Annotated in this window: 17 protein-coding genes; 7 read left to right on the top strand and 10 right to left on the bottom strand. The window is 55.5% G+C overall.

What is annotated here, in order from left to right; translation table 11 throughout:
* Window positions 1-14: 14 nt before the first annotated feature.
* Window positions 15-311 (top strand): hypothetical protein, encoded by a 297-nt coding sequence (locus tag Fuma_RS13165; protein ID WP_077024544.1) that lies wholly within the window; start codon window positions 15-17, stop codon window positions 309-311.
* A gap of 182 nt (window positions 312-493) precedes the next feature.
* Here the strand turns inward: Fuma_RS13165 and Fuma_RS13160 are convergent, their stop codons facing one another.
* Window positions 494-2,026 carry a tetratricopeptide repeat protein gene (locus tag Fuma_RS13160; RefSeq protein WP_077024543.1) on the bottom strand — a complete coding sequence of 511 codons (1,533 nt, stop codon included), beginning with the start codon at window positions 2,024-2,026 and terminating at the stop codon, window positions 494-496.
* 219 nt (window positions 2,027-2,245) lie between these two features.
* Window positions 2,246-2,479 carry a hypothetical protein gene (locus Fuma_RS34830; protein WP_145944148.1) on the bottom strand — a complete coding sequence of 78 codons (234 nt, stop codon included), beginning with the start codon at window positions 2,477-2,479 and terminating at the stop codon, window positions 2,246-2,248.
* A 1,138-nt stretch (window positions 2,480-3,617) separates the two neighbouring features.
* Between Fuma_RS34830 and Fuma_RS13145 the strand changes: the two genes are divergently transcribed.
* A complete protein-coding gene (locus tag Fuma_RS13145; protein ID WP_077024540.1) occupies window positions 3,618-3,875 on the top strand; it encodes a hypothetical protein in 258 nt (85 codons plus the stop codon).
* A gap of 831 nt (window positions 3,876-4,706) precedes the next feature.
* Here Fuma_RS13145 and Fuma_RS13135 read toward each other — a convergent pair.
* From Fuma_RS13135 to Fuma_RS13125, 3 genes are all read right to left on the bottom strand, one after another.
* On the bottom strand, window positions 4,707-5,126 hold the full coding sequence (locus Fuma_RS13135) for an HNH endonuclease (RefSeq protein ID WP_077024538.1): 420 nt from the start codon (window positions 5,124-5,126) through the stop codon (window positions 4,707-4,709).
* Window positions 5,123-5,344: a hypothetical protein gene (locus Fuma_RS13130; protein ID WP_077024537.1), complete on the bottom strand. Its 222-nt coding sequence runs from the start codon at window positions 5,342-5,344 to the stop codon at window positions 5,123-5,125. The genes Fuma_RS13135 and Fuma_RS13130 overlap by 4 nt, the downstream gene beginning before the upstream one ends.
* 416 nt (window positions 5,345-5,760) lie before the next feature.
* The gene (locus Fuma_RS13125) at window positions 5,761-7,161 is read right to left on the bottom strand and encodes a hypothetical protein (RefSeq protein ID WP_145944146.1); all 1,401 of its coding nucleotides are present in this window, start codon (window positions 7,159-7,161) and stop codon (window positions 5,761-5,763) included.
* A 68-nt stretch (window positions 7,162-7,229) separates the two neighbouring features.
* Here Fuma_RS13125 and Fuma_RS13120 point away from each other — a divergent pair, with 68 nt between their 5' ends.
* Entirely contained in the window at window positions 7,230-8,690 is a 1,461-nt protein-coding gene (locus Fuma_RS13120; RefSeq protein ID WP_077022387.1) for an IS66 family transposase, read from the top strand.
* Between the two features lie 360 nt (window positions 8,691-9,050).
* On the top strand, window positions 9,051-9,389 hold the full coding sequence (locus tag Fuma_RS13110; protein WP_077024534.1) for a hypothetical protein: 339 nt from the start codon (window positions 9,051-9,053) through the stop codon (window positions 9,387-9,389).
* Between the two features lie 235 nt (window positions 9,390-9,624).
* Here the strand turns inward: Fuma_RS13110 and Fuma_RS13105 are convergent, their stop codons facing one another.
* Both Fuma_RS13105 and Fuma_RS13100 read right to left on the bottom strand, forming a co-directional pair.
* Window positions 9,625-10,095: a globin gene (locus Fuma_RS13105; RefSeq protein WP_145944145.1), complete on the bottom strand. Its 471-nt coding sequence runs from the start codon at window positions 10,093-10,095 to the stop codon at window positions 9,625-9,627.
* A gap of 223 nt (window positions 10,096-10,318) precedes the next feature.
* Window positions 10,319-11,851, bottom strand: a complete 1,533-nt coding sequence (locus tag Fuma_RS13100; RefSeq protein WP_077024532.1) for a sulfatase family protein — start codon at window positions 11,849-11,851, stop codon at window positions 10,319-10,321.
* A gap of 62 nt (window positions 11,852-11,913) precedes the next feature.
* Between Fuma_RS13100 and Fuma_RS13095 the strand changes: the two genes are divergently transcribed.
* The gene (locus Fuma_RS13095; RefSeq protein WP_077024531.1) at window positions 11,914-12,318 is read left to right on the top strand and encodes a DUF3859 domain-containing protein; all 405 of its coding nucleotides are present in this window, start codon (window positions 11,914-11,916) and stop codon (window positions 12,316-12,318) included.
* A 73-nt stretch (window positions 12,319-12,391) separates the two neighbouring features.
* On the opposite strand, the gene sugE is transcribed toward Fuma_RS13095, so the two are convergent.
* Together sugE and Fuma_RS13085 are read right to left on the bottom strand one after the other, a co-directional pair.
* Window positions 12,392-12,712 (bottom strand): quaternary ammonium compound efflux SMR transporter SugE, encoded by a 321-nt coding sequence (gene sugE, locus Fuma_RS13090; protein WP_077024530.1) that lies wholly within the window; start codon window positions 12,710-12,712, stop codon window positions 12,392-12,394.
* Window positions 12,713-13,005: 293 nt separating this feature from the next.
* Window positions 13,006-14,280 carry a polysaccharide pyruvyl transferase family protein gene (locus Fuma_RS13085; RefSeq protein WP_077024529.1) on the bottom strand — a complete coding sequence of 425 codons (1,275 nt, stop codon included), beginning with the start codon at window positions 14,278-14,280 and terminating at the stop codon, window positions 13,006-13,008.
* 250 nt (window positions 14,281-14,530) lie between these two features.
* Here Fuma_RS13085 and Fuma_RS13080 point away from each other — a divergent pair, with 250 nt between their 5' ends.
* Together Fuma_RS13080 and Fuma_RS13075 are read left to right on the top strand one after the other, a co-directional pair.
* Window positions 14,531-15,772, top strand: a complete 1,242-nt coding sequence (locus Fuma_RS13080; RefSeq protein ID WP_077024528.1) for a M14 family zinc carboxypeptidase — start codon at window positions 14,531-14,533, stop codon at window positions 15,770-15,772.
* A gap of 66 nt (window positions 15,773-15,838) precedes the next feature.
* The gene (locus tag Fuma_RS13075) at window positions 15,839-17,269 is read left to right on the top strand and encodes a DUF1593 domain-containing protein (RefSeq protein ID WP_077024527.1); all 1,431 of its coding nucleotides are present in this window, start codon (window positions 15,839-15,841) and stop codon (window positions 17,267-17,269) included.
* Window positions 17,270-17,458: 189 nt separating this feature from the next.
* Here Fuma_RS13075 and Fuma_RS13070 read toward each other — a convergent pair whose 3' ends face one another.
* Complete coding sequence (locus tag Fuma_RS13070; protein WP_077024526.1) at window positions 17,459-18,559, bottom strand: alpha/beta hydrolase fold domain-containing protein; 1,101 nt, start codon at window positions 18,557-18,559, stop codon at window positions 17,459-17,461.
* Between the last annotated feature and the right edge of the window lie 30 nt (window positions 18,560-18,589).

Here is an 18,589-nt window from a genome sequence, read left to right as displayed (position 1 = left end):
GCATCTTCACTACCATGACCATCGACGAACTGATTGAATCCGCCAACAACGATCCGCATCCGCCCGCAGGTCTATCTAACGAACTGCAGGCGATGTGGCATGCAAAAGCAGACAACTGGAATGCCGCTCACGATATCGCTCAGGACATCGACACTCCAACAGGTTCGTGGATCCACGCGCTGCTGCATTTGATCGAAGGTGACACCGGCAACGCGGGCTACTGGTTTCGCCGAGCCGGCAAGCCAGTCCGCAGCATGGACGAAATCGACGCGCTGTGGAAAGACATCGCCACCGAACTGCTGGATGCGTGACAGCGTGCGGCTCGCCCGGTGTTGATCGGCCTCCGCTGCAACCACAAACTCACGCCGGACGTGAAAGCGTCACCATGCAGCAAGTACTCAACGTTGCCTACCACCACAAACCGCACCGCTGGCGCCTCAGCCTTCACACCGTCACCAGCTCACCACGCCAACCGCCCGCCGGTGCGTACCGGCTATTGGTTCGGGCCACGCCACTGAGGTGGTTGGGTTGGGTTGGCCGGATTCGTCGGTGCGGCGGAGTAGCTGGTTGGAGTGACGTTGTTGATTGAGCTGTTCCAGGTCGGAAGCTGATTGACCGTCGACTGGCTGGCCGGATAGTTCGCAAAGTTTGGCGGGGTTGAAACCGGCTGTGACTGAACCTGTCGGTTTGGCTGCTGGGGCATTTGAGCTCCGTATTGAGCGGGCGTGCCGTACTGAGGCGACGCACAAAACTGCTGTTGGCCGCTCGGTTGTGTTTGGCCACCATACTGCGGCGGAAGGGCAGGCTGCTGCGGCATGTCAGAACGATACGCGGGCGACGCCTGCATTCCAGCTGGTTGCATGGTGTGCGGTTGCATAGCCATCTGTTGTTGACCGTACGCCGCAGGCTGTTGCACGCCGGGATAAGCGGCCTGTCCGCTAGGTGCACTAAACTGTTGCGGCGCGGAAGGGTGAATCGATTGCCCGTTCGGCTGCTGAACGGGCTGCTGCCCCGCAAAGCCAGAAGTCGGTGCTGTCGGTGTCTGAGCTGCCGGACCGTTTCCGTAGTAAGCGCCCGCTACGTTATTTGGCTGTGGTTGACCGGTCGGCAAATTCATCGCTGGTTGCGTCTGAACATTCGGCTGAGCATTGAAGTTGCCGCCTGCTGCGCCGGGCGATGCACCCGGCGTTTCGCGATAGGATTCGTAGCTTGTCAGTTCGACATCGACCGTGCTTTGGGGACGCTCGGTGGCGAATGCGAAGCTGGATCCCGACGTTGTGATACCTCGGTCGATGTTCGCCAGCATCTGACCGGCCAGCGCCTTAGTGCGTTGATCCGGATGAGACGCCAGGGCTTTGCGGAACCAGTCAGCACTTTCCTTGGCCCGATTCTTTTCGTGCAAAACAAAACCAATGTTGTACATAGCCGCCGACTCACCCACAGCCGCCGCAAGATGAGGTTGAGCTTCGTCCAGACGATCGTGCTTGGCCAACGCGACACCCAATTGATAGCGAACCGCCTGGTCGTCCGGCTTCATCTCAACGGCCTTTGCCAGGCTCTCAATCGCCGAACCCCATTCTTCGCGTTCCACCTGAATGCGTCCTAATTCGGACCACACTTCGGCTCGCTTCGGGTACTTGCGGCCGGTGGCATTCAGAATATCGATGGCTTCGCTCACTCGACCGGTCGCGTATTCGACTCGAGCGATCCCAAGTCGAGCGTCAACGTTGTGCGGATTGTCGGCCAGAATGTTGCGATATTTTTCTTTCGCAGCCGGGTAGTCGCCCATGTCTTCGCGCCAGCGAGCGAACGTTAACATGGTTTTGTCAGCGGTCTTCAATTCCTTTTGAGCTGAATTGAAGGAATCCGCGACGCCGTCGTTAATGTTGGCCAGAGGATCGTTGACGTCGTCTTTGGAATGAAAGACGAGTGCCTTCATTTTTCCGGGCACACTTTGCACCGTGGCACAGCCCGTCGAAAGCAGACACGACATAGCAATTGTGCTGATCCAGATGGGGCGAGTCATGCGACCTGTACTCCGATAGACACGATTTTGTCCGGCAAGAATTGCCGAATCGAGATCGCGCGACAATCAAGCGCACGACGCTCAGGGAATTCCTGCCCTGCAAAACAGGATCGACCGTGCGAATCGGAAAACTCGATAAAATCTGGAGTTCACAAAGCATTGGCACTCAGAAGCCGCGCCAAGGTCACCCGTAAACCACCCAGCCTTTCAGACCAGCCATCAGTTGACAGCATTCGGACGATTCAAACCGCCGCGCGGGTAGCCGGGTGGACTGTATTCGGGGCCAGAGGGTGTGCCCTGAAACAACCGCTGCTCTGCCGCTCGCCGAGATTCCGTGCGAGGGCGAATGTAATCAAGCGGTCGCGACATGATATCCGGGCCGATGTCGGGATCAGGAAACGGATCCTGCTGCTGAAACGCCTGCGCTTCGGACTGCGGATGAGCGGGCTGCATGATCGGCAGGCGAGCATGGTTCGGGGAAAAGCAGCCTGCAAAAATCGTTGCGCCCAACACGGCAGCGAGGCGCAAAGATATGTCGCGATGCAAAGAACTTGAACAAACGCAATCCCACAGAAATCGTCGGGCGCCATCGGTGCGCAGACGAGAACGTTTCGGATCGATTGCGAATTTAGACGTAGCGTGACGATTCTTCATTTCGAACACTTCCGCCTGATCACTGTGAAACCTTCAAACACCGCAACGCTTTGTTCAGCGCACGACGGCGCATCACATCCACGACATGTGGCGACGAAATCTATGTCGGATTTCAACTTTGCGGCAAGACCTGTTCGGCAGTTTTTGCAGAATCGTATTCGATGCGCGGCCAATCATTGGCAATGAAGACTTCAGAAATTTTTGTTCGCGGTTTGGCTTTGACACATATCCGACATCTTCTTAAGGTCCGCCCTCCTGACGTTAAGACACGAATGGATTCGTGTTTGTCAGGTGCCCGAGAGGGTTCGGCCAGGGACGGCCTCCTTCTCTTTTTTGTACTCGTCACAGCAACGACGACAAAAATATTCAACGACGGTCGCCCCCAAAAAGCGACCGTCGTTTTTTCATGCGCCAAACCGGTACGCACCGGCAGGCGATTGGCGTGGTGAGGCATTGAACTTAAAAGAACTAAAGCGCCGGCGGTTGTTTGTTGAGGTTGGTGGATCTGTTTTGCGTCGGCGTTTTGCGAGTAGGTAGCGAACGAGATGCTCAGTGCGCCGCTTCAGCTCTAAGCAGTAGAAAGTTCGCGCGACGATGCCTGTTGGAATGCAGAGGCTTCTGGCACGAGCATAGCCTGGCGGACAGCAGTACACTGAGCAATTGAAGGCACTGCAATCTGCGAATCATACTTCTGAGACGTCTTGAAGCGATTGCCAATCAGAAGGTCGCCTCTGGAAAATGCGGTGCTGATTGTCTGCGGCGATTGATGGACTGCTGGAATGATCTGCCGGAAGTCGTCTGGTTGTTGATCGACGCGATTGTGTCGGTCAACTTGCCGCCTATATCGACGCTGGTCGCCGACGAATCACAGATGGACCCCTCGTCGGACAGTCGATAGAATTTCGCGAACAAGCTCAATGAAAACAGGATTGAGACAATGCCAGTAACCGAGGAGGACGTCCGCAGCTTTCATCAATTCGCACTGAATCGTATCAGCTGCGGCAGTGCTGATTGTGATCTCGAAGATCTGTTGGATGAATGGCGTGCACAGAATCCCGATCCTGTCCAGCAGAGACAGGATTTGCTGGCGATCAAGGAAGCCATCGCTGAATGGAAAGCTGGTGACGAGGGACTGCCGGCTGATGACGCGATTGCTGCGATCCGCGAAGCGCATCAATTATCGCTCAAGTCATGACGATCCGAGTGCTTGTCCAGCATGCAGGACGGGTGGACGTTTTTGAAACTGGTATCTCGCACGATTGATCGAGGAATAAGACCTTCGTTGCCGACATTTGCCCTAAGCCCCGGCTCTCGAACCCAAACCGAGGCAGCATGCCAGAAGCTGCCCCGCTGCTGACTGGGATCACTCGGAATATCGCCGGTTCAAGCGACACTTCGGGGTCGTCGTATGCTTCACGCCCCCCGGAATCCGGGTTGCATGCATACGTTGGGTATCTCGGCGTGCCAGCTGCACGTCCGATCTATGGCGTCCTTCCGGCCTGCCGGCTACTGCTTTGATCATTCGCGGCAGTGGAATGGAATTAGAGTTTGGTGGTCGGTATGCTGCCGTGCCACGTCGCCCTCGGTGTAAACCGATCACCACCCCCAGGACCTTGTAATGCCCGATTCCCAGCAGTTGCTTAAAGACCTCGACAAGAAGCTTTGTGCAGCCGCAGACAGCTGGCGACTCGCAAATCGAGTCACATCTACCGGAAAGTCGGTCAGATCGGCGGTAGCTGGGGCTCGTATTCATCAACGCAAAAAGGGTCTACGATTGTTAGTCGTAAACCCTTATGCTGTCATCAGTTAAAAGTGGGCGCTGAGGGACTCGAAACATCGTCGTTTCCTCAGGGAAACGCGCCACTTTCACAAGAGGGCGGTGCAGAATCCGGTGCAGTTGATGTTTCAGAGGACACCCGCCTGATGCGTTTACGTGATTGCTGGGACGATCTGCCGGAAGCGGTTCGGATTTCGATTGCTGCGATCGTCGACGCACATTTTCCCCGGACGGGCAGCAGGTAAGTTCCTACGGTGGCGGAAACCGCCCCAGTATCGCCAACTCTCGGCGTATTAAAACGATCGCATCGCGGTTCATTGCCAAAAGTACAGCCGTGGCACGTCCGATCGCAGTTGAGGCAATCAACTGGCCGGATTCAGAAAACGCAAAGTGGTCGCCCCAGCGGTCCAATCGTGGATTGAAGAGCCGGACGTCTGTACCGGTCTCAGGATCTGCGGCATATGTTCGAGCCGCTTTCTTTAGCGAACACGTCACGCAGGCAAGGGCGAGATTTTCAAGAGTTGTCGGTCCGTCCTGAGAACGTGGATGCACATGGTCAACGTGAAAGGTGGCTTCCTGCGTGGCCTGAGGCAGTTGGCAGTACTCACACAGGTTTCCGGCTCGTTCAACAACCTGACGAACCAGTGACGTGGAAATATGACCGCTCATTTTCGGCCGCGTTCGGCAACCTCTGCCCGTAGCTTCATGAGCGACAGCATGTCAGACAATTCGGTGAGTGCCTGTGCTTCCTCGCGTTCTGACTCGCTGAGTCCCAATCCGTTGTCCTGCTGGTCCAGCAGATCCGTTAGGCGGGCCTTCAGCGCATTGGGCATCCGGAACTGGTTCCAGTCCTGCGGCAAATCCAATTCGACGGTAACGCTGCTCATAGTGGGACTCCCAAATCGTTAGGCCGAATTGTAGCCGAAATTGTCGCGATTGCAGATAGGGAATTCGCTCCGCCCCAGTCGTCCTCCCGATTCACGTGTCCGCTAGCCCCGTCCGCCTTCGCTGTCGCCTCGGCCTTCACCTATTGCTGAGGTTGAGGTGACAGCGAAGGTGGATGGGGCGGCCCCGTCTGTCGAGCTTTAGCTGAGGACGCGTGAGCCATGATTTCAAACGACCAGCGACATATGGAAGGCAAGAACCCTCATCACCACTGTGCGCGCCGCTTTCTTTAGCCAAAAGGCCACGCAGGTAACTGCGGAGTTTGCAATTCATGTCGGAGCATCGCCGCACATGATCGACGTGAAACGTCGTTTACTGCGTTGCCTGTCATATTCCTCAGTAGGAGATTCGGCAAATCTTACTCTTCGTCAAACCAGCCATTGCTATCAGCGACGTCTGCCAACGGCACAACGGCTGAGTCAATTGCCCTTCGCATTTGATCTGAAGCGAACCTCACTACGGATGACGGGTAGTCCTCGACATTATCTAAGATTTCATTTGCAAGTTCTGGACTGAGTGGTGCGAGATCCCGTCCTCTTCCACTTGGTAACGAAACGAAATGGGCGCCACGGCAATATACGGCCTTCAGTTTCATTGCAGTCTCATCTGCGGTGGCTTTGCCCTTCTGAAATAATTTTGTGGCCACATTGCCTGAGAACAAGTTAGCGTTCACGTCGTTTCCGAGATAGTCGGCGAATACCTTTGAGTTGACAATCAACTTGCCAGCGTCATCCAATCGCGTTGAAACTGCCAGGGCGCAGCGAAGTGAGCAGCCGTATGCTAGATCAGTTTCTGAAAGAGACACTGTGTTTGTTGGCAGTCCCAACTTACAACGACGAATCCCCACGAAGAGGCGCTGCCAATCGTCGTCGTCTAGTGCAGTGACCAGTTCGTCCGCTAGCGGCAGAAGTCGCTTTAGAGTTTCTGGTCCTGCCCAAGTAAAGAACAGCAGCAGAGCGATCATCTGTTGATGCGGTTCGGTGGCGATTTCAAGTTGCTGTTTCCACCAGACCGGTGCGCCTGACTTCGTACGCGCAAATCTCGTCCGCTCACACAGTGAAATCGAATCGTCGAATAAGTTTTCACCACACAGCCCACGATCATCGCGCGAGTAGATCCCCGCAGCAACACATACCAAACAGATGCAACTCCATGCGTCGGGAAACTCTTTTTCGATTGCGTTAACCACCAGCTTCCATGGTTCAAGCGAGGTCGCCCAGTACTCACCTGAATGCTGGGCCGCGGTCACGAATACGTCGCGAATGTTCTGGATCTTCAGTGCCGTGGGGAAGGTCGGAGTTTGAATTTTCTGAAGCCGCTGCATTGCCTCCTCTGGCGAGTTACTGTAGCGCGACGCGAGCCTGATAACCGGCATGTCGCTGCGGCTTTCAAATACTTGTCCTATCCGATGCGTAGCGAAAACGAAACTCAATATGTCGACAAGTGAGTGGCCTATTCGACCATTAATTGGCAGGCTGAATTTGCCGTATAGAATTGCGTTGACCGCTGTATCATATCTTTCAGCATTCGACTCGAAAAAGCTCAGTTGTCCACTGGTTAGGAAGTACTGGACGCGGGTATGCCGATCTAATCCGGCATCGGTATTCAAAATCGCTTCTACTTGATCTTCTGTTAGTTGCGATAGGACGCCCAAGCTCCTGCCGTATGAACACCAGGTTGACAGTTCGGTCTTTGTAAGCTTGAGTGCATGTGCGAGCCATCGTTCCACCATCTGATCTGGCCGCGCGTTGCCGGCCAAAGGTAGCTGTCCATTTCAGCTTGGAGACTGGTCTTTTTCTGTCGGTTAGATTTTGATACGACAGGTGGATGGACACGGATGTCAGTCAGATCATCGCTGTGGAAGTGAAGCAGCTTGTGCTTAGCCTGCAGCGTGAGGTTGCGGAGCTGCGGGACGAGAACCGGCGGCTGCGTGATCGGATTGAAGAGCTCGAAGGTAAGAACCCCACAGAGCGACTCGACGAGGCGTTTTCGGTGACGGCGGAAGAGAGACGCCGCGCTGAAACGGGCCGCCGAAAAGGTCGCAAAAAACAATCCTCGGCGCGTCGCGGTCGTCGCACAACCGAGCAGAAAGCGGACAACGCCGAACGACGCGAACTCATTCTGCCGGAAGGTTACAACGTCGCAGAGTGCCGTTTCGTTCGGGAACGTTTCGTCTGGAGAGTGATCAACGGCCAAGCCGTGCAGGTCGTCTATGAAATCTATCACGGCCCCAACGGCGAGAAATCCGAAATTCCGGGCGTGTGGCCGCGGTCCGAATTCGGCATTGAAGTTCATATCGCGCTGGCTCGCATTGTGACCATCACGGGACTGTCGATCGACAAGACGTGTGCATTGATTGAATTCTTCTGGAATCTGCCGCTCGGCAAATCCCAGGCGGACGCTCTGTTGAATCAACTGGCACGGCGTTGGGAACAGGAATTCGAATCTCTGTGTGACCTGATGGCGTTCAGTGCGATTGTGCATGCAGACGAAACCAGTTGGAGTATCAACAGCGTGTGGGCTTTTTTGTCGGAGAAGGCGCGCGTGCTGATCTTCGGATGCCGCAAAGACGGCGACACACTGGCTCAGATCCTGTCGAAAGAATTGTTTGGAGGCGTGCTTGTTTCGGACGATGCGGCCGTGTACCGAGGTTTCAGTCACGCACAGAAATGCTGGGCTCACCTGCTGCGGAAGGCCATCCGTCTGACGCTGCTGAAGCCGGACAACGAAGAGTACCAGCGACTGCTCGACGGCCTGCTGGAAATTTTCTACGCGGCCAAACGCCACGCCGCCGATGGTCGTCTTGGCGATGCCGGTCGTGCGGCGAAGGTCGATGAACTTGATAACACGCTGGCGGCTCTGCTGGTGCGTTACTGCGCCGAGGATTCCGATGTTCGGGCGGCCGACTTCGGCAAGGATTTTGACAACCTGGTCTCAGAACTGATTCGGCTGATGACGGAAGAGGAGTTGTTTTGTTTTGTGACAAGCCCGGCCGCGCCAGCAACGAACAACGAAGCGGAACGCAGTCTTCGCGGCGCGGCCATGGACCGTCGCACAGGTCGAACGAGCAAAACATCGAAGGGAGCCCGTCGCCGCAGCATTCTTACAAGCGTCCTGGAATCGCTGAATCTCCATCTGAAAACACCAACGCTCAGTTCCGTGGTGGCCGAGGTCATGACGTGGCAGCAGGATGGATTCAGTCTGTTTGATCGACTGAAACTTGAAGTCGGCCTGACCTCCGCGCCGCCCGGTCAGTCGCGACTGTCCAAACTCGTCCCCGCCAACTGAACACCACACCTCACGCTGCGCACCACGCGGAAATGGACAGCTACTTAGAGCCAGTTGACAGATTTCTCCTCTGGCTGAAACCCCGCAGCAGTTTCCCGAGCGGCTCCATGCGCGACCAAAGTGCGTTGTCCGTTCACGCCGCGTGAATCACCACGGTCAAACTTCGACGCTGCATTGCCCGTGACAATAGCGCTGTAGCCTGATTGGCCCGGCAGGGTCGAAGTGTTTGCGCCCGCTGGGTGGAAACCCGGCAATCGCATCCTGCAGCGCAACAAACCTTCGGTTGCGCTGCCAATTCAACCTTCCCATTCTCCACCCCGTGCATCGCGCCAGGGCACGACGGAAACACGAGGGCTCACGTTGCCGGAAGTCAGAACGGCCATTGGTTTGGCGCTTCCGGCGCCGCTGCTGCTGACTGGCGCGGAGGTATTGAAGCGGTTTATCCTGAGCGGAAAGTATTACACGTCCCCTATCGCGGCAGTAATCTGCGGGCTGCTGACGGTTCTTTCACTGTGGTTGTTTTGGCGACATTCGGGGACGCAACCGGTGCCACCCGGCAAAGTCTTGATCGTGTATGTTCTGCTGCTTGGATTGCCCGGTTACCTCGGCGATCGATGCCACCGCCGTTGGTCCGCTTTAAGGCCCTCAGTCGCGACCAACGACCCTGTCCGCGACTTGCCCACGATCATCGCGGCGTAGCTTTCGAAGCTTCTGTACACGCCGCATCGTGTTTCGACGGGGAGAAACCTCGATGCTGGCGCTGAATGTTTCGTAATGAGACCAGAGACGTTCAGGGGGAGTTTAACTGGACAGCGCCATGTTGGTGCGAATGGTAACCCGAAGTGTAAGCGAGGGAACGAGTTGCGACGAATCCCTCGCTTACACTTCGGGTTATCAAAGACACGGCTCTGTGCCCAAAGGTGGCGCTGTCCAGTTAATATTTTCGGAGCATGTGTTTCACCACGTGGCCGAGAATTCTTTGCCACGCTGTCTCGACGGCTTCATCCCACTGGCTGTCGTGGATGCGAGCGGTATCGATGATCGTCTCCAGCCAGACATCGTAAAATTCAGGCTTGATGTTCAAGTGGTCTCGATCATGAGTTAACGCGCGTTCATTGATCTCGCGCATCGATTCGGGGTCGCCAGACGTTGCTCCTGCGCACAGTTCCAGTGACCGACGCAACATCAAGTATTGCTGATCGAAATCGGTGAATCGGAATCTGGCCTGGATCTCTTCGGAGGCGCCCACGAAGCGGCTGTAAAATTCTGGAAGGAACAATTCATTGGCAACACAGCGGCCGACGCTTTGCAAAAACAAATCCTTCGGGGTCAGCTCTTCCATATTCAATCTATTATTTGGGGCCCAAGGCGCCTGATGGGCAAACTCAAAACCACCGGCCCGCACTTTTTATATGGATGTTAGTCGCGGTGTCTTACTTGTGGTCCGGTCGTCCTCCGATGGGACCAGCGGCGGGAGAGTATCAGCTGTGACTCACGTCGGTCAAGTACCGGACGATCGTGATCGCCGTTCGTAGTCGGCGGGGAGAAGCGGTCGGTAGACGAATTTCTGGTTCCCCGGCACAGTTGCTGGTTAATGTGGGGCAACGACATTCCGGAATAGGCTTTCGCTATCTGAAGTCGTCGTCTGTCATCCATGTCAGGTCATTCCAATATCCCGTATCGTTCGATTGTTTGGCGCCGGGAGTTGATCGTCCGTTGCGTACGATCTCAGTAATTGCGGTTCGCAGCCTGGTGGCAGTCGCTTCGTGTTGTGCAAGCACGTTCGTCGTTTCACCAGGATCTGATGACAGGTTGTATAGCTCTTCCTTTTGCTTTCGATGCGACATCACAAGTTTCCAGACTCCATCCGTGATGGCAAAGCGGCCGTTGGAAGAGTGGCTGATCAGTGGCAGGCGTTTGTGATCGGCGGCTGGCGTGGAGAGGATCGTCGCAAAGCTTTGACTGTCTTCACCGGCGTCGTTTGGCAGGTCGCTGTCAATCAGTTGAGCAAACGTGGCCAGTAAATCCGTCTGACAGATCTGGTCGTCGCATATTCGTCCGGGCGATTTGATGCCGGCAGGCCAGCGAATGAAAAACGGTACACGATGGCCGCCTTCATAGATGTCTCGCTTACCGCCGCGATAGGGGCCGTTGCTGTGGTGTCCGAAATCCTTGATGCGCTGCTGCCATGATTTTTCAGGACCGTTATCGCTGGTGAAGACAACCATTGTATTGTCATCGAGGCCCTCAGCATCCAGAAACCTAAGAATACGGCCGACGTGGTAGTCCGTTTCAATGACGAATTCACCGTAGCCGCCGCATTCGCCCATCCCGTGAAATTCTGGCAATGGACAAACGGGATAGTGTGGTGACGTGAACGGCAAATAGACAAAAAACGGCTTCCCGGATTTGGCGGCGTCACGTTTTGTCGTCATCCATTCGATGGCTTTGTCGGTGAAACGAGTGAGGCACTGGTTGTCGATAAAGTCCGGCGCGACTTCCATGCCCGGTTTACCGATGGCTTTCTTTGTTGCCTGCGGCGTCGCCTGATAGGGTGGCATGATGCGGTAGTCGACGTGCCGTTTGTTGGGCTTCTTGTTTGTGTACACGGTTGGCGGAACCTTTGCGTGACGCCCTTCGAACCACGCGAGCACTCCGTAGTTTAAAGAGGCCGGAATGCCAAAGAAGTAGTCGAAGCCTTTGTCCAGCGGCATGTCTTTCACGGGCTGAGTCCAGTCACGCTTCCCGGCGTCACCGGAAAAATCCATCCCCAGATGCCACTTGCCGACCATCGCCGTGTTGTACCCGTTGTCTCGCAACAGCGAGGCCAGTGTCATTCGTCCGTCTTTGATCAGGCATTCGCGTTCCGCACCAAAGACGCCGGTCTTGAGTGTTGTTCGCCAACTGTAGCGTCCGGTCAGCAGGCCGTAGCGCGACGGCGTGCAAACGGTGTCTGAACAATGCGCGTTGGTAAAGGCGATGCCTTCTTTTGCCAGACGATCCAGGTTGGGCGTCTGAAACTTCGCGTTCGGATTCAGGCAACTCGCATCACCATAGCCTTGATCATCCGTGTAGATCACGATGATATTTGGCCGGTTGTCGGCCCGTGCAATCACACTGAAAATCGATAGAATCAGCAACGCGATGTGATTCAGTTTCATACTTGTGCCTTTACTTTGTCGGGCATTGATGTGAGCGACCGCTCGGGAGATGGCTTAGCTTCGTGGCGAAACGAAAACGCGACATTCGAATTCGAACTTATGGAATCTACACGAAGTGGGATTCTGATTCGAAGAACCTGCCGAAAGTTGCTGAGATCACGACCAGCGTTCGAGCCGTGGTTGACGTGGAATTTGGTTTTGTTGCCAGTATTCGCGGTGCCAAAAATGAGCGGCTGGAATACCGCATTGACCATCCCGGGATTCTGGACGCCGAAGGGAACAGGCGGCCGCCGTTTGACGGAGTTGTCTACGTCAAGACAAACGACTGGAACTTCTATCTGGGCGATACCATCTGGGAACCGATCGCCGACAAACTTGGTCCGTGGCACATGTCCATCAGGCTTGGTGGAGAAGTTGTCGCAGAAAAAACCTTCCAGCTGTACAACCACGAATCGCTGCCGGGATAGTCTGGTCACTGATGCAGATTGGCATGCGTGGCGAAACCGGCGCCAACCATGATGAACGTCTCGCCATATCGAATCAGGCGGGTGTTGTGATTTTGAGCCCCATGATTCCCACGATAATCAGCAGCACGAAAAACAGGCGAGCAACACTGGCAGGTTCGTCAAACCAGACGATGCCAAACGCAACCGTGCCCACTGTTCCGATTCCCACCCACACGCCGTAGGCCGTTCCGACGGGGAGTGTTCGCAGGGCGAATCCAAGTAGTGTCATGCTAATGACGATCGCCGTGCCGGTCCAAATTGTCGGGACCAGCTTTGTGAAACCCTCCGAATACTTCAGGCCAACTGCCCAACCGATTTCGAAAAGGCCCGCTACGATCAAAATGAACCACGCCATGGACGTACTCTCCCTTAGACAGGGCCGTCCCCGGTGGAAAATAGAGCGGTGGGGTCGTCCCCACTTCCAATGACTTCACGACTCGTGCGTTTCACCGTTTGCGATCCAACGCCGACCACCCGTCTGCCCGGTTGGCTCGGGTTCGCAGCTTTCTGCGATACAGAGCGTGGTACAACGCGGACACTCTGTCGGCATCGTGTTGATGCCGCCTCAACAGCATAGCAAATCCAATCGCACAATCGGAGAGGCGTGTCCTTTGTTTGCCTCTTTCCCTGGACTGCAAATTGGACTCCTCACTCGCGAGAGTCACCCAACGTTTGCGATAGCACCATCATGGTTTCTCGCTGGCGTTGTTCGACAACTGCGCGGGCTTTGGCTGCCTTTTCCCGAGCCGCTTTTGGATTCTTTGCCATGTCTAAAACGGTTGGTACCACTTTGGCCACCTGAGCCTCGTCATCGAGGTCAAACAGCCAGTCGTCGAGTCCGATGTCCTGCCACATGAACCCCTTGACGGTCTGCTCACTAAATCGGCAGACGATCGCTGGAACGCCGTGACCGATACACATGATGGGTGAGTGCATTTCGTTGCCGAACAACCCGGCGCTGCGAACGTAGGTGCTGACCGCTTCGCCCGTCAGCCAATAGTTGGGCCGCCACACAACACGTGGACGCACGTCTTCCGGAAGTTTGTCCAGCAGTAGTTCTTTGCCGATCTTCATTTGTGACTGGTCTTCCGGACAGATCAGGATTTTTAAGTCTGTCTGGCGAACGACCTCGGCAATTGCCTGGCGTAGCGGTGCGTGGTCATGCTCCTTCATTTCTTCATTACGACCATGTCGCACGGGATCGAAGGGCCTTTTCTTGGAAGGGACCGTCCATGTGGGCGTATAGCGAAGCCGCGGAATGCAGCACAGGAATTTACCGGTTTGAAGGTCATGCTGCTGAAGGAATGCTTCCGCTTTTTCCTCCTGACGCAGGTCGCAGGCGAAAGCGCCGTCGGGAGCGAACTGCATCACCGGAGACTTGCAACCAAGCGACTTCGCGAACGCCAGTGACTTCGATTCCCGAAAGAATACGAATTCCGCACCGCTCAGGACGTCGACGGTTTTTCGCAGTGCGTCCTGCGATTCGTCCTTGCTGGAAGTGGATCTGCGTTGCGGTAACGTGATTCCGTACACACCGTACGGCTTGCCTGTCTTTTGGGTCCATTCTTCAACGTGCCGCTGGGCAACCAGTGATGGGCCAGAACCGTGCAACAGAAAATCACATTCGTCGAAGGCTTGCGACCTGGCCGCCTGATCTTGAGCAATCTTAAGCTTGGGGAATTGAGCCATCAACATCTTGTCGACGCCCTGATCGATCCGGCTTGGCCACAGTGTAACTTCGGCATCGGGCAAGTAAGTCGTCAAAAGTCTCAGCACGCCTGGCGTGTGCGCGATGTCACCAATGTTGAATGTTTGCCAGCTGGACCGCAACAGAATTCGCGGAGCCCTCGCCGGAGCCGCTGCCTGCAAACTCGCGCCAGCCAGAGCCAAACCAGCCGCATGAAGAAACGAACGTCTTTGCATTCTTTGAAACTCGCCTGTTCAAGAAATTTTCAAACCCAGTCTCGCGATTGTAGCGGACTGGCTTCAGGGACGCCTGCCAAAACCTGAGTGATCCACAACCCGGCCACACGGGTTTTATACGGCGTTCTTAGATTCCAACTTGCATCGCGGCTATGATGTTCGTTTTCGACGGCAAAGTCGAGCACACCCGCTTTGCGGTTATTAACCGCTCAGCAACTCCAACGTAGCACCTTCTTCTGATCAGAATACGATGAAGCACACTTACCCCCTGAATCTCTTTCTGATTTTCTGTGGCCTGATCTGCATCAGCGACCGTGCCGCAGCTCAGATGCAAGCGACCGCAGACTTCGTCGGCGGATCAGCAGTGATCATCTCCACGGACGCGGAACAGCAATCTGTGCATCTGCAACCGGAAGTACGGCAGGATCGTGGTTGGCCGTGCTGGTGGTATTGCCGATTGGACGGTCTGCGCGTCGGCACGCCGGTCAAACTGTCCGTGAGTGCCAATCCCGCACCGTATCGCGAACGCCAGGTTCTTAGCCAATCCTGGTTGCTGCCGGATCGAGCTTCAATCAGCGACGACAACGTCAGTTGGAGGCACTCGCCTGAGCCCGATCGCAAAGACAACGTGGCAACTTACACGTTTGAAGCCACAGCGAAAACCATGTGGGTCGGGTGGGGACCACCGTTCCTGCCATCGCACGCAGAAAAGCTTTTGAAGGAAGTTGCCGAAACGCTTCCCGGTGCCAAAGTGTTTGAACTGGCTCGCACACGCGGCAACCGCCCGGTCAACGCGATCCGATTCGGCGCGCAGGAAAGCGATGATGCCCGGCCGTCTGCGATTTGGATTCAGGCACGCCAGCACGCGTGGGAGGCCGGATCGAGTTGGGTTGCACAGGGTTTTCTGAGGTGGGCGGCGAGTGACGATCCGATTGCCGCAGATTTACGAAGCAAGGCCACGATTTATGTCGTCCCCATCATGGACGTCGATAACGTTGCCATCGGCGCCGGCGGAAAGGCTTCCGTGCCTCGTGACCACAATCGAGACTGGGACGACAAGCCAATCTATCCGGAAGTGCTGGCGGCTCAGAGCAAAATCAAACAGCTTTTGAACAGCCACCGATTCGACGCGTTCATCGATCTGCACAACCCCGGTCCCAATGATCGAAAGCCGTTCTACTTCGCCCCTAAAATGGACGGATTGCCGAAACTGCAGCAACGAAACTACATGCGTTGGAGAGCGATCTCAGAAAGTCTGATCGAAGGAATTGAACCCGAGTTCCGATTCACTGGCTACATCAAGACTCAGGAAGAACGCGACCGAGTCAGCAGCAACTGGGTTCGCAACCACACAACGCCGCACGTCGTGTCGATGACGCTGGAAACATCCTGGAATCGTTCCGAAGGCACGCAGCAGGGTTATCAATCGGTTGGCCAACAACTGGGACTCACGATCGCCAGGTATCTCAACGGTGATCCGAGTGCCGATTAAGCGGACTGACAAATTACTGGCGGAGTTCAATCCGATCCCCTGGCAGAACCAACGATAGAAACCCACATGAACGGTCCAATCTTCCGCCTTCTCGCCTGCGCATTGGCGATTGCTCTTTCTGCGTTACCCTCTGCAGCGCTGGCTCAGCACAAGCACCGTGTTGTGATTTTGACGGACATTTCCAATGAGCCTGCTGATCAGGAATCGTTGGTTCGCTTCCTGACGTACGCCAACGAGTTTGATGTGGAAGGGATCGTTGCGACAACGGGTTGTTGGAAGAAGAGCGACCCGGATATTGCCGCGATCCATCGAGTGATCGACGCTTACGAAGAGGTTGTCCCCAATCTGCGACGGCATTCGAAGGACTTTCCTGATGCAGCGTCGTTGCGAGCGGTCACGTTTTCTGGCGTTGATGGCTATGGGATGGAGGCTGCGGCAAAGCAGTTGGACAACGCAGCCGTCAATCACATTATTTCTCTGATTGACCGCGACGACGAACGGCCCGTGTGGTTTTGCGCGTGGGGCGGCGGCAACACGCTCGCGGCAGCCGTGATGAAGGTTCGAATGGACCGAACGCAGGCCGAAGCCGAGGCATTCGTCGCAAAGGTTCGCGGCTATGAGATTGCTCTGCAGGACGAAGGTTTCGCCTATATCGCGCATCGTTATCCAAACGTGAAACTCATCTCCTCCGAATTACAGTGGCGAGGAATTTCGCGCACGACACCGACATTCAACAAGTGGCCGGAAACTCGGGGCGGCAACGACGAAGTCTTCAACGCCGATTGGGTACGACACAATGTCCAAACGGATCACGGGCCGCTGGGGCAGCAGTATCTGACGGCCGAGTATCTGCATGAGGGCGATACACCGTCGTTTCTTTATCTCATTCCAAACGGATTACACTTTCCCGAACACGTCGATTTCGGTGGCTGGGGCGGACGGTTCGCGGCGGTCCGTCAATCCAATATTCGTACCGGAACAGGAAACAAGACGGTAGATCCGCTGCTCGATCAGCATCGAGACTACGCCATGTTTTCTGATGCGAAGGATTCCTGGACGTACGAAGGGACGGCTTACAACAACGAGTTCTGCGCGATCTTTCGTTGGCGGGAAGCGTTCCAGAACGACTTTGCCGTACGGATGGACTGGTGCGTGAAGCCGTACGACCAGGCCAACCACAATCCCGTTGCTGTCGTCAACGGAGACAAGACTCGCGGGCTTATCGAATTGAAGGCAAAGGCTGGCGATCAATTGACGCTCAACGCCGCCGCTTCTACCGATCCTGATGGAGATCAACTTGGCTATTCGTGGTGGATTTACAATGAGCCTGGATCATGCAGCCACACGATCACAATTCAGAACGCGAAGACCGCTCAGCCGATCGTGCAGGTTCCCGACGACGCCACCGGAAAAAACTTCCATGTGATTTTGACGCTCACCGACGACGCGACGCCACCGTTAACCAGCTATCGCCGAATTGTGGTATCAGTAGATTGACGTCGCGGCCATCCGTTGATGAGTCTCAGCTATGAATCACGTAACCGCTGGTATTCGGCAGTGAAGCGTCCTGCTTCATCCAACACGGGCAGCGCCGTCGGCAACGATTCGCCGCAGCGGCTTGCTTACGATCGGCACGCCGCAAACTGAGTGCTGATTTTTGCGCACACGAACACGAACGCCGGGAAACTATTCGTCGATTCCGAACGTCTTCGTCAGGAAGTCGACCTGCATCGCACGAATTTCGGGATCGGAAAATTGTGGGCCACCGTGGCCCGCTCCTTCGATTACGTGAAGCTTGCTGCTGACTTTGGCGGCCTGCAGTGCTTTGTGAATGGCTTCGCTTTGATTCACGGGAACGGTTCTGTCTTTGGTGCCGTGAATGATCAAAAACGGCGGATCCGATTCGTCGACGTATGTGATCGGATTAACGCGTTTGATACCGTCGACATTGGTGATCACTTCACCACCGCCGAGTAGTTTCGATTCCGGCGATCCGGCTCGGTTATGGCTTTCAAACCCTTCTGTCGTGACAAATGCTTTGAAATCCGTTGGTCCGTAGAGATCAACCACTGCCTGCACGGTGCTGGATTGATCGGGCCAGCCGCCACTGCCTTCCAGTTCTTTGACGCCGCCGGATGTCCCGAGCAACGCTGCAAGGTGCCCGCCCGCAGAACTGCCCCCGACGGCGATTCGATCGGCGTCAATGTTGTATGTTTCGGCATGAGCTCGCAGGTAGCGAATCGCACATTTGCAGTCTTCAATCTGCGCAGGGAATGCGGCTTCACCAGTCAAACGGTACTCGATCGTAGCGCCGACAAATCCGCGGCGGACCAGGGGAACGGTTTGGCCAATGCCACCATCTTTTTTTCCGCCCAGCCATCCCCCGCCGTGGATCCACACATAGACCGGTGCCGGGGCGGTTGCTTTTTCCTTTGGCATCACAATGTGCATCGTAAGCTCTCGGCCGCCACCTTTGCCGAATACGACGTCGCGAAGAACGGTCATGTCTTCGGGGACATTCTGCCCAATCCGGCGGCGGTTCTGTGGGGCTACCGCTTCGGCAAAGTCGGTTTTGGTAAGCACGCCATCTCCGTCACGATCAAAACGTTCAAACAATTTTGGCGAAGCTTTGAATTCTTCCTTGGTGACTTTTCCGTCCTTGTTGGCATCTTCACGCCGCAAAACCTGGCTGAACGTCACTCGTGGACGCAAACGCGTTTCCTGAGCTGACGCGACGCAGGACGAAGCTACAAGGATGCAGCCAAAGAGTAGGTGGTTGATCGACATCGCCTGAGCTTGTTTGCGAATGGGAAATGA

Source organism: Fuerstiella marisgermanici (genome assembly GCF_001983935.1).
In the GTDB taxonomy this organism is placed as follows: domain Bacteria; phylum Planctomycetota; class Planctomycetia; order Planctomycetales; family Planctomycetaceae; genus Fuerstiella; species Fuerstiella marisgermanici.
The sequence above is the reverse complement of the archived record's forward strand: the minus strand, read 5'-3'. Positions and strand labels throughout refer to the sequence as shown.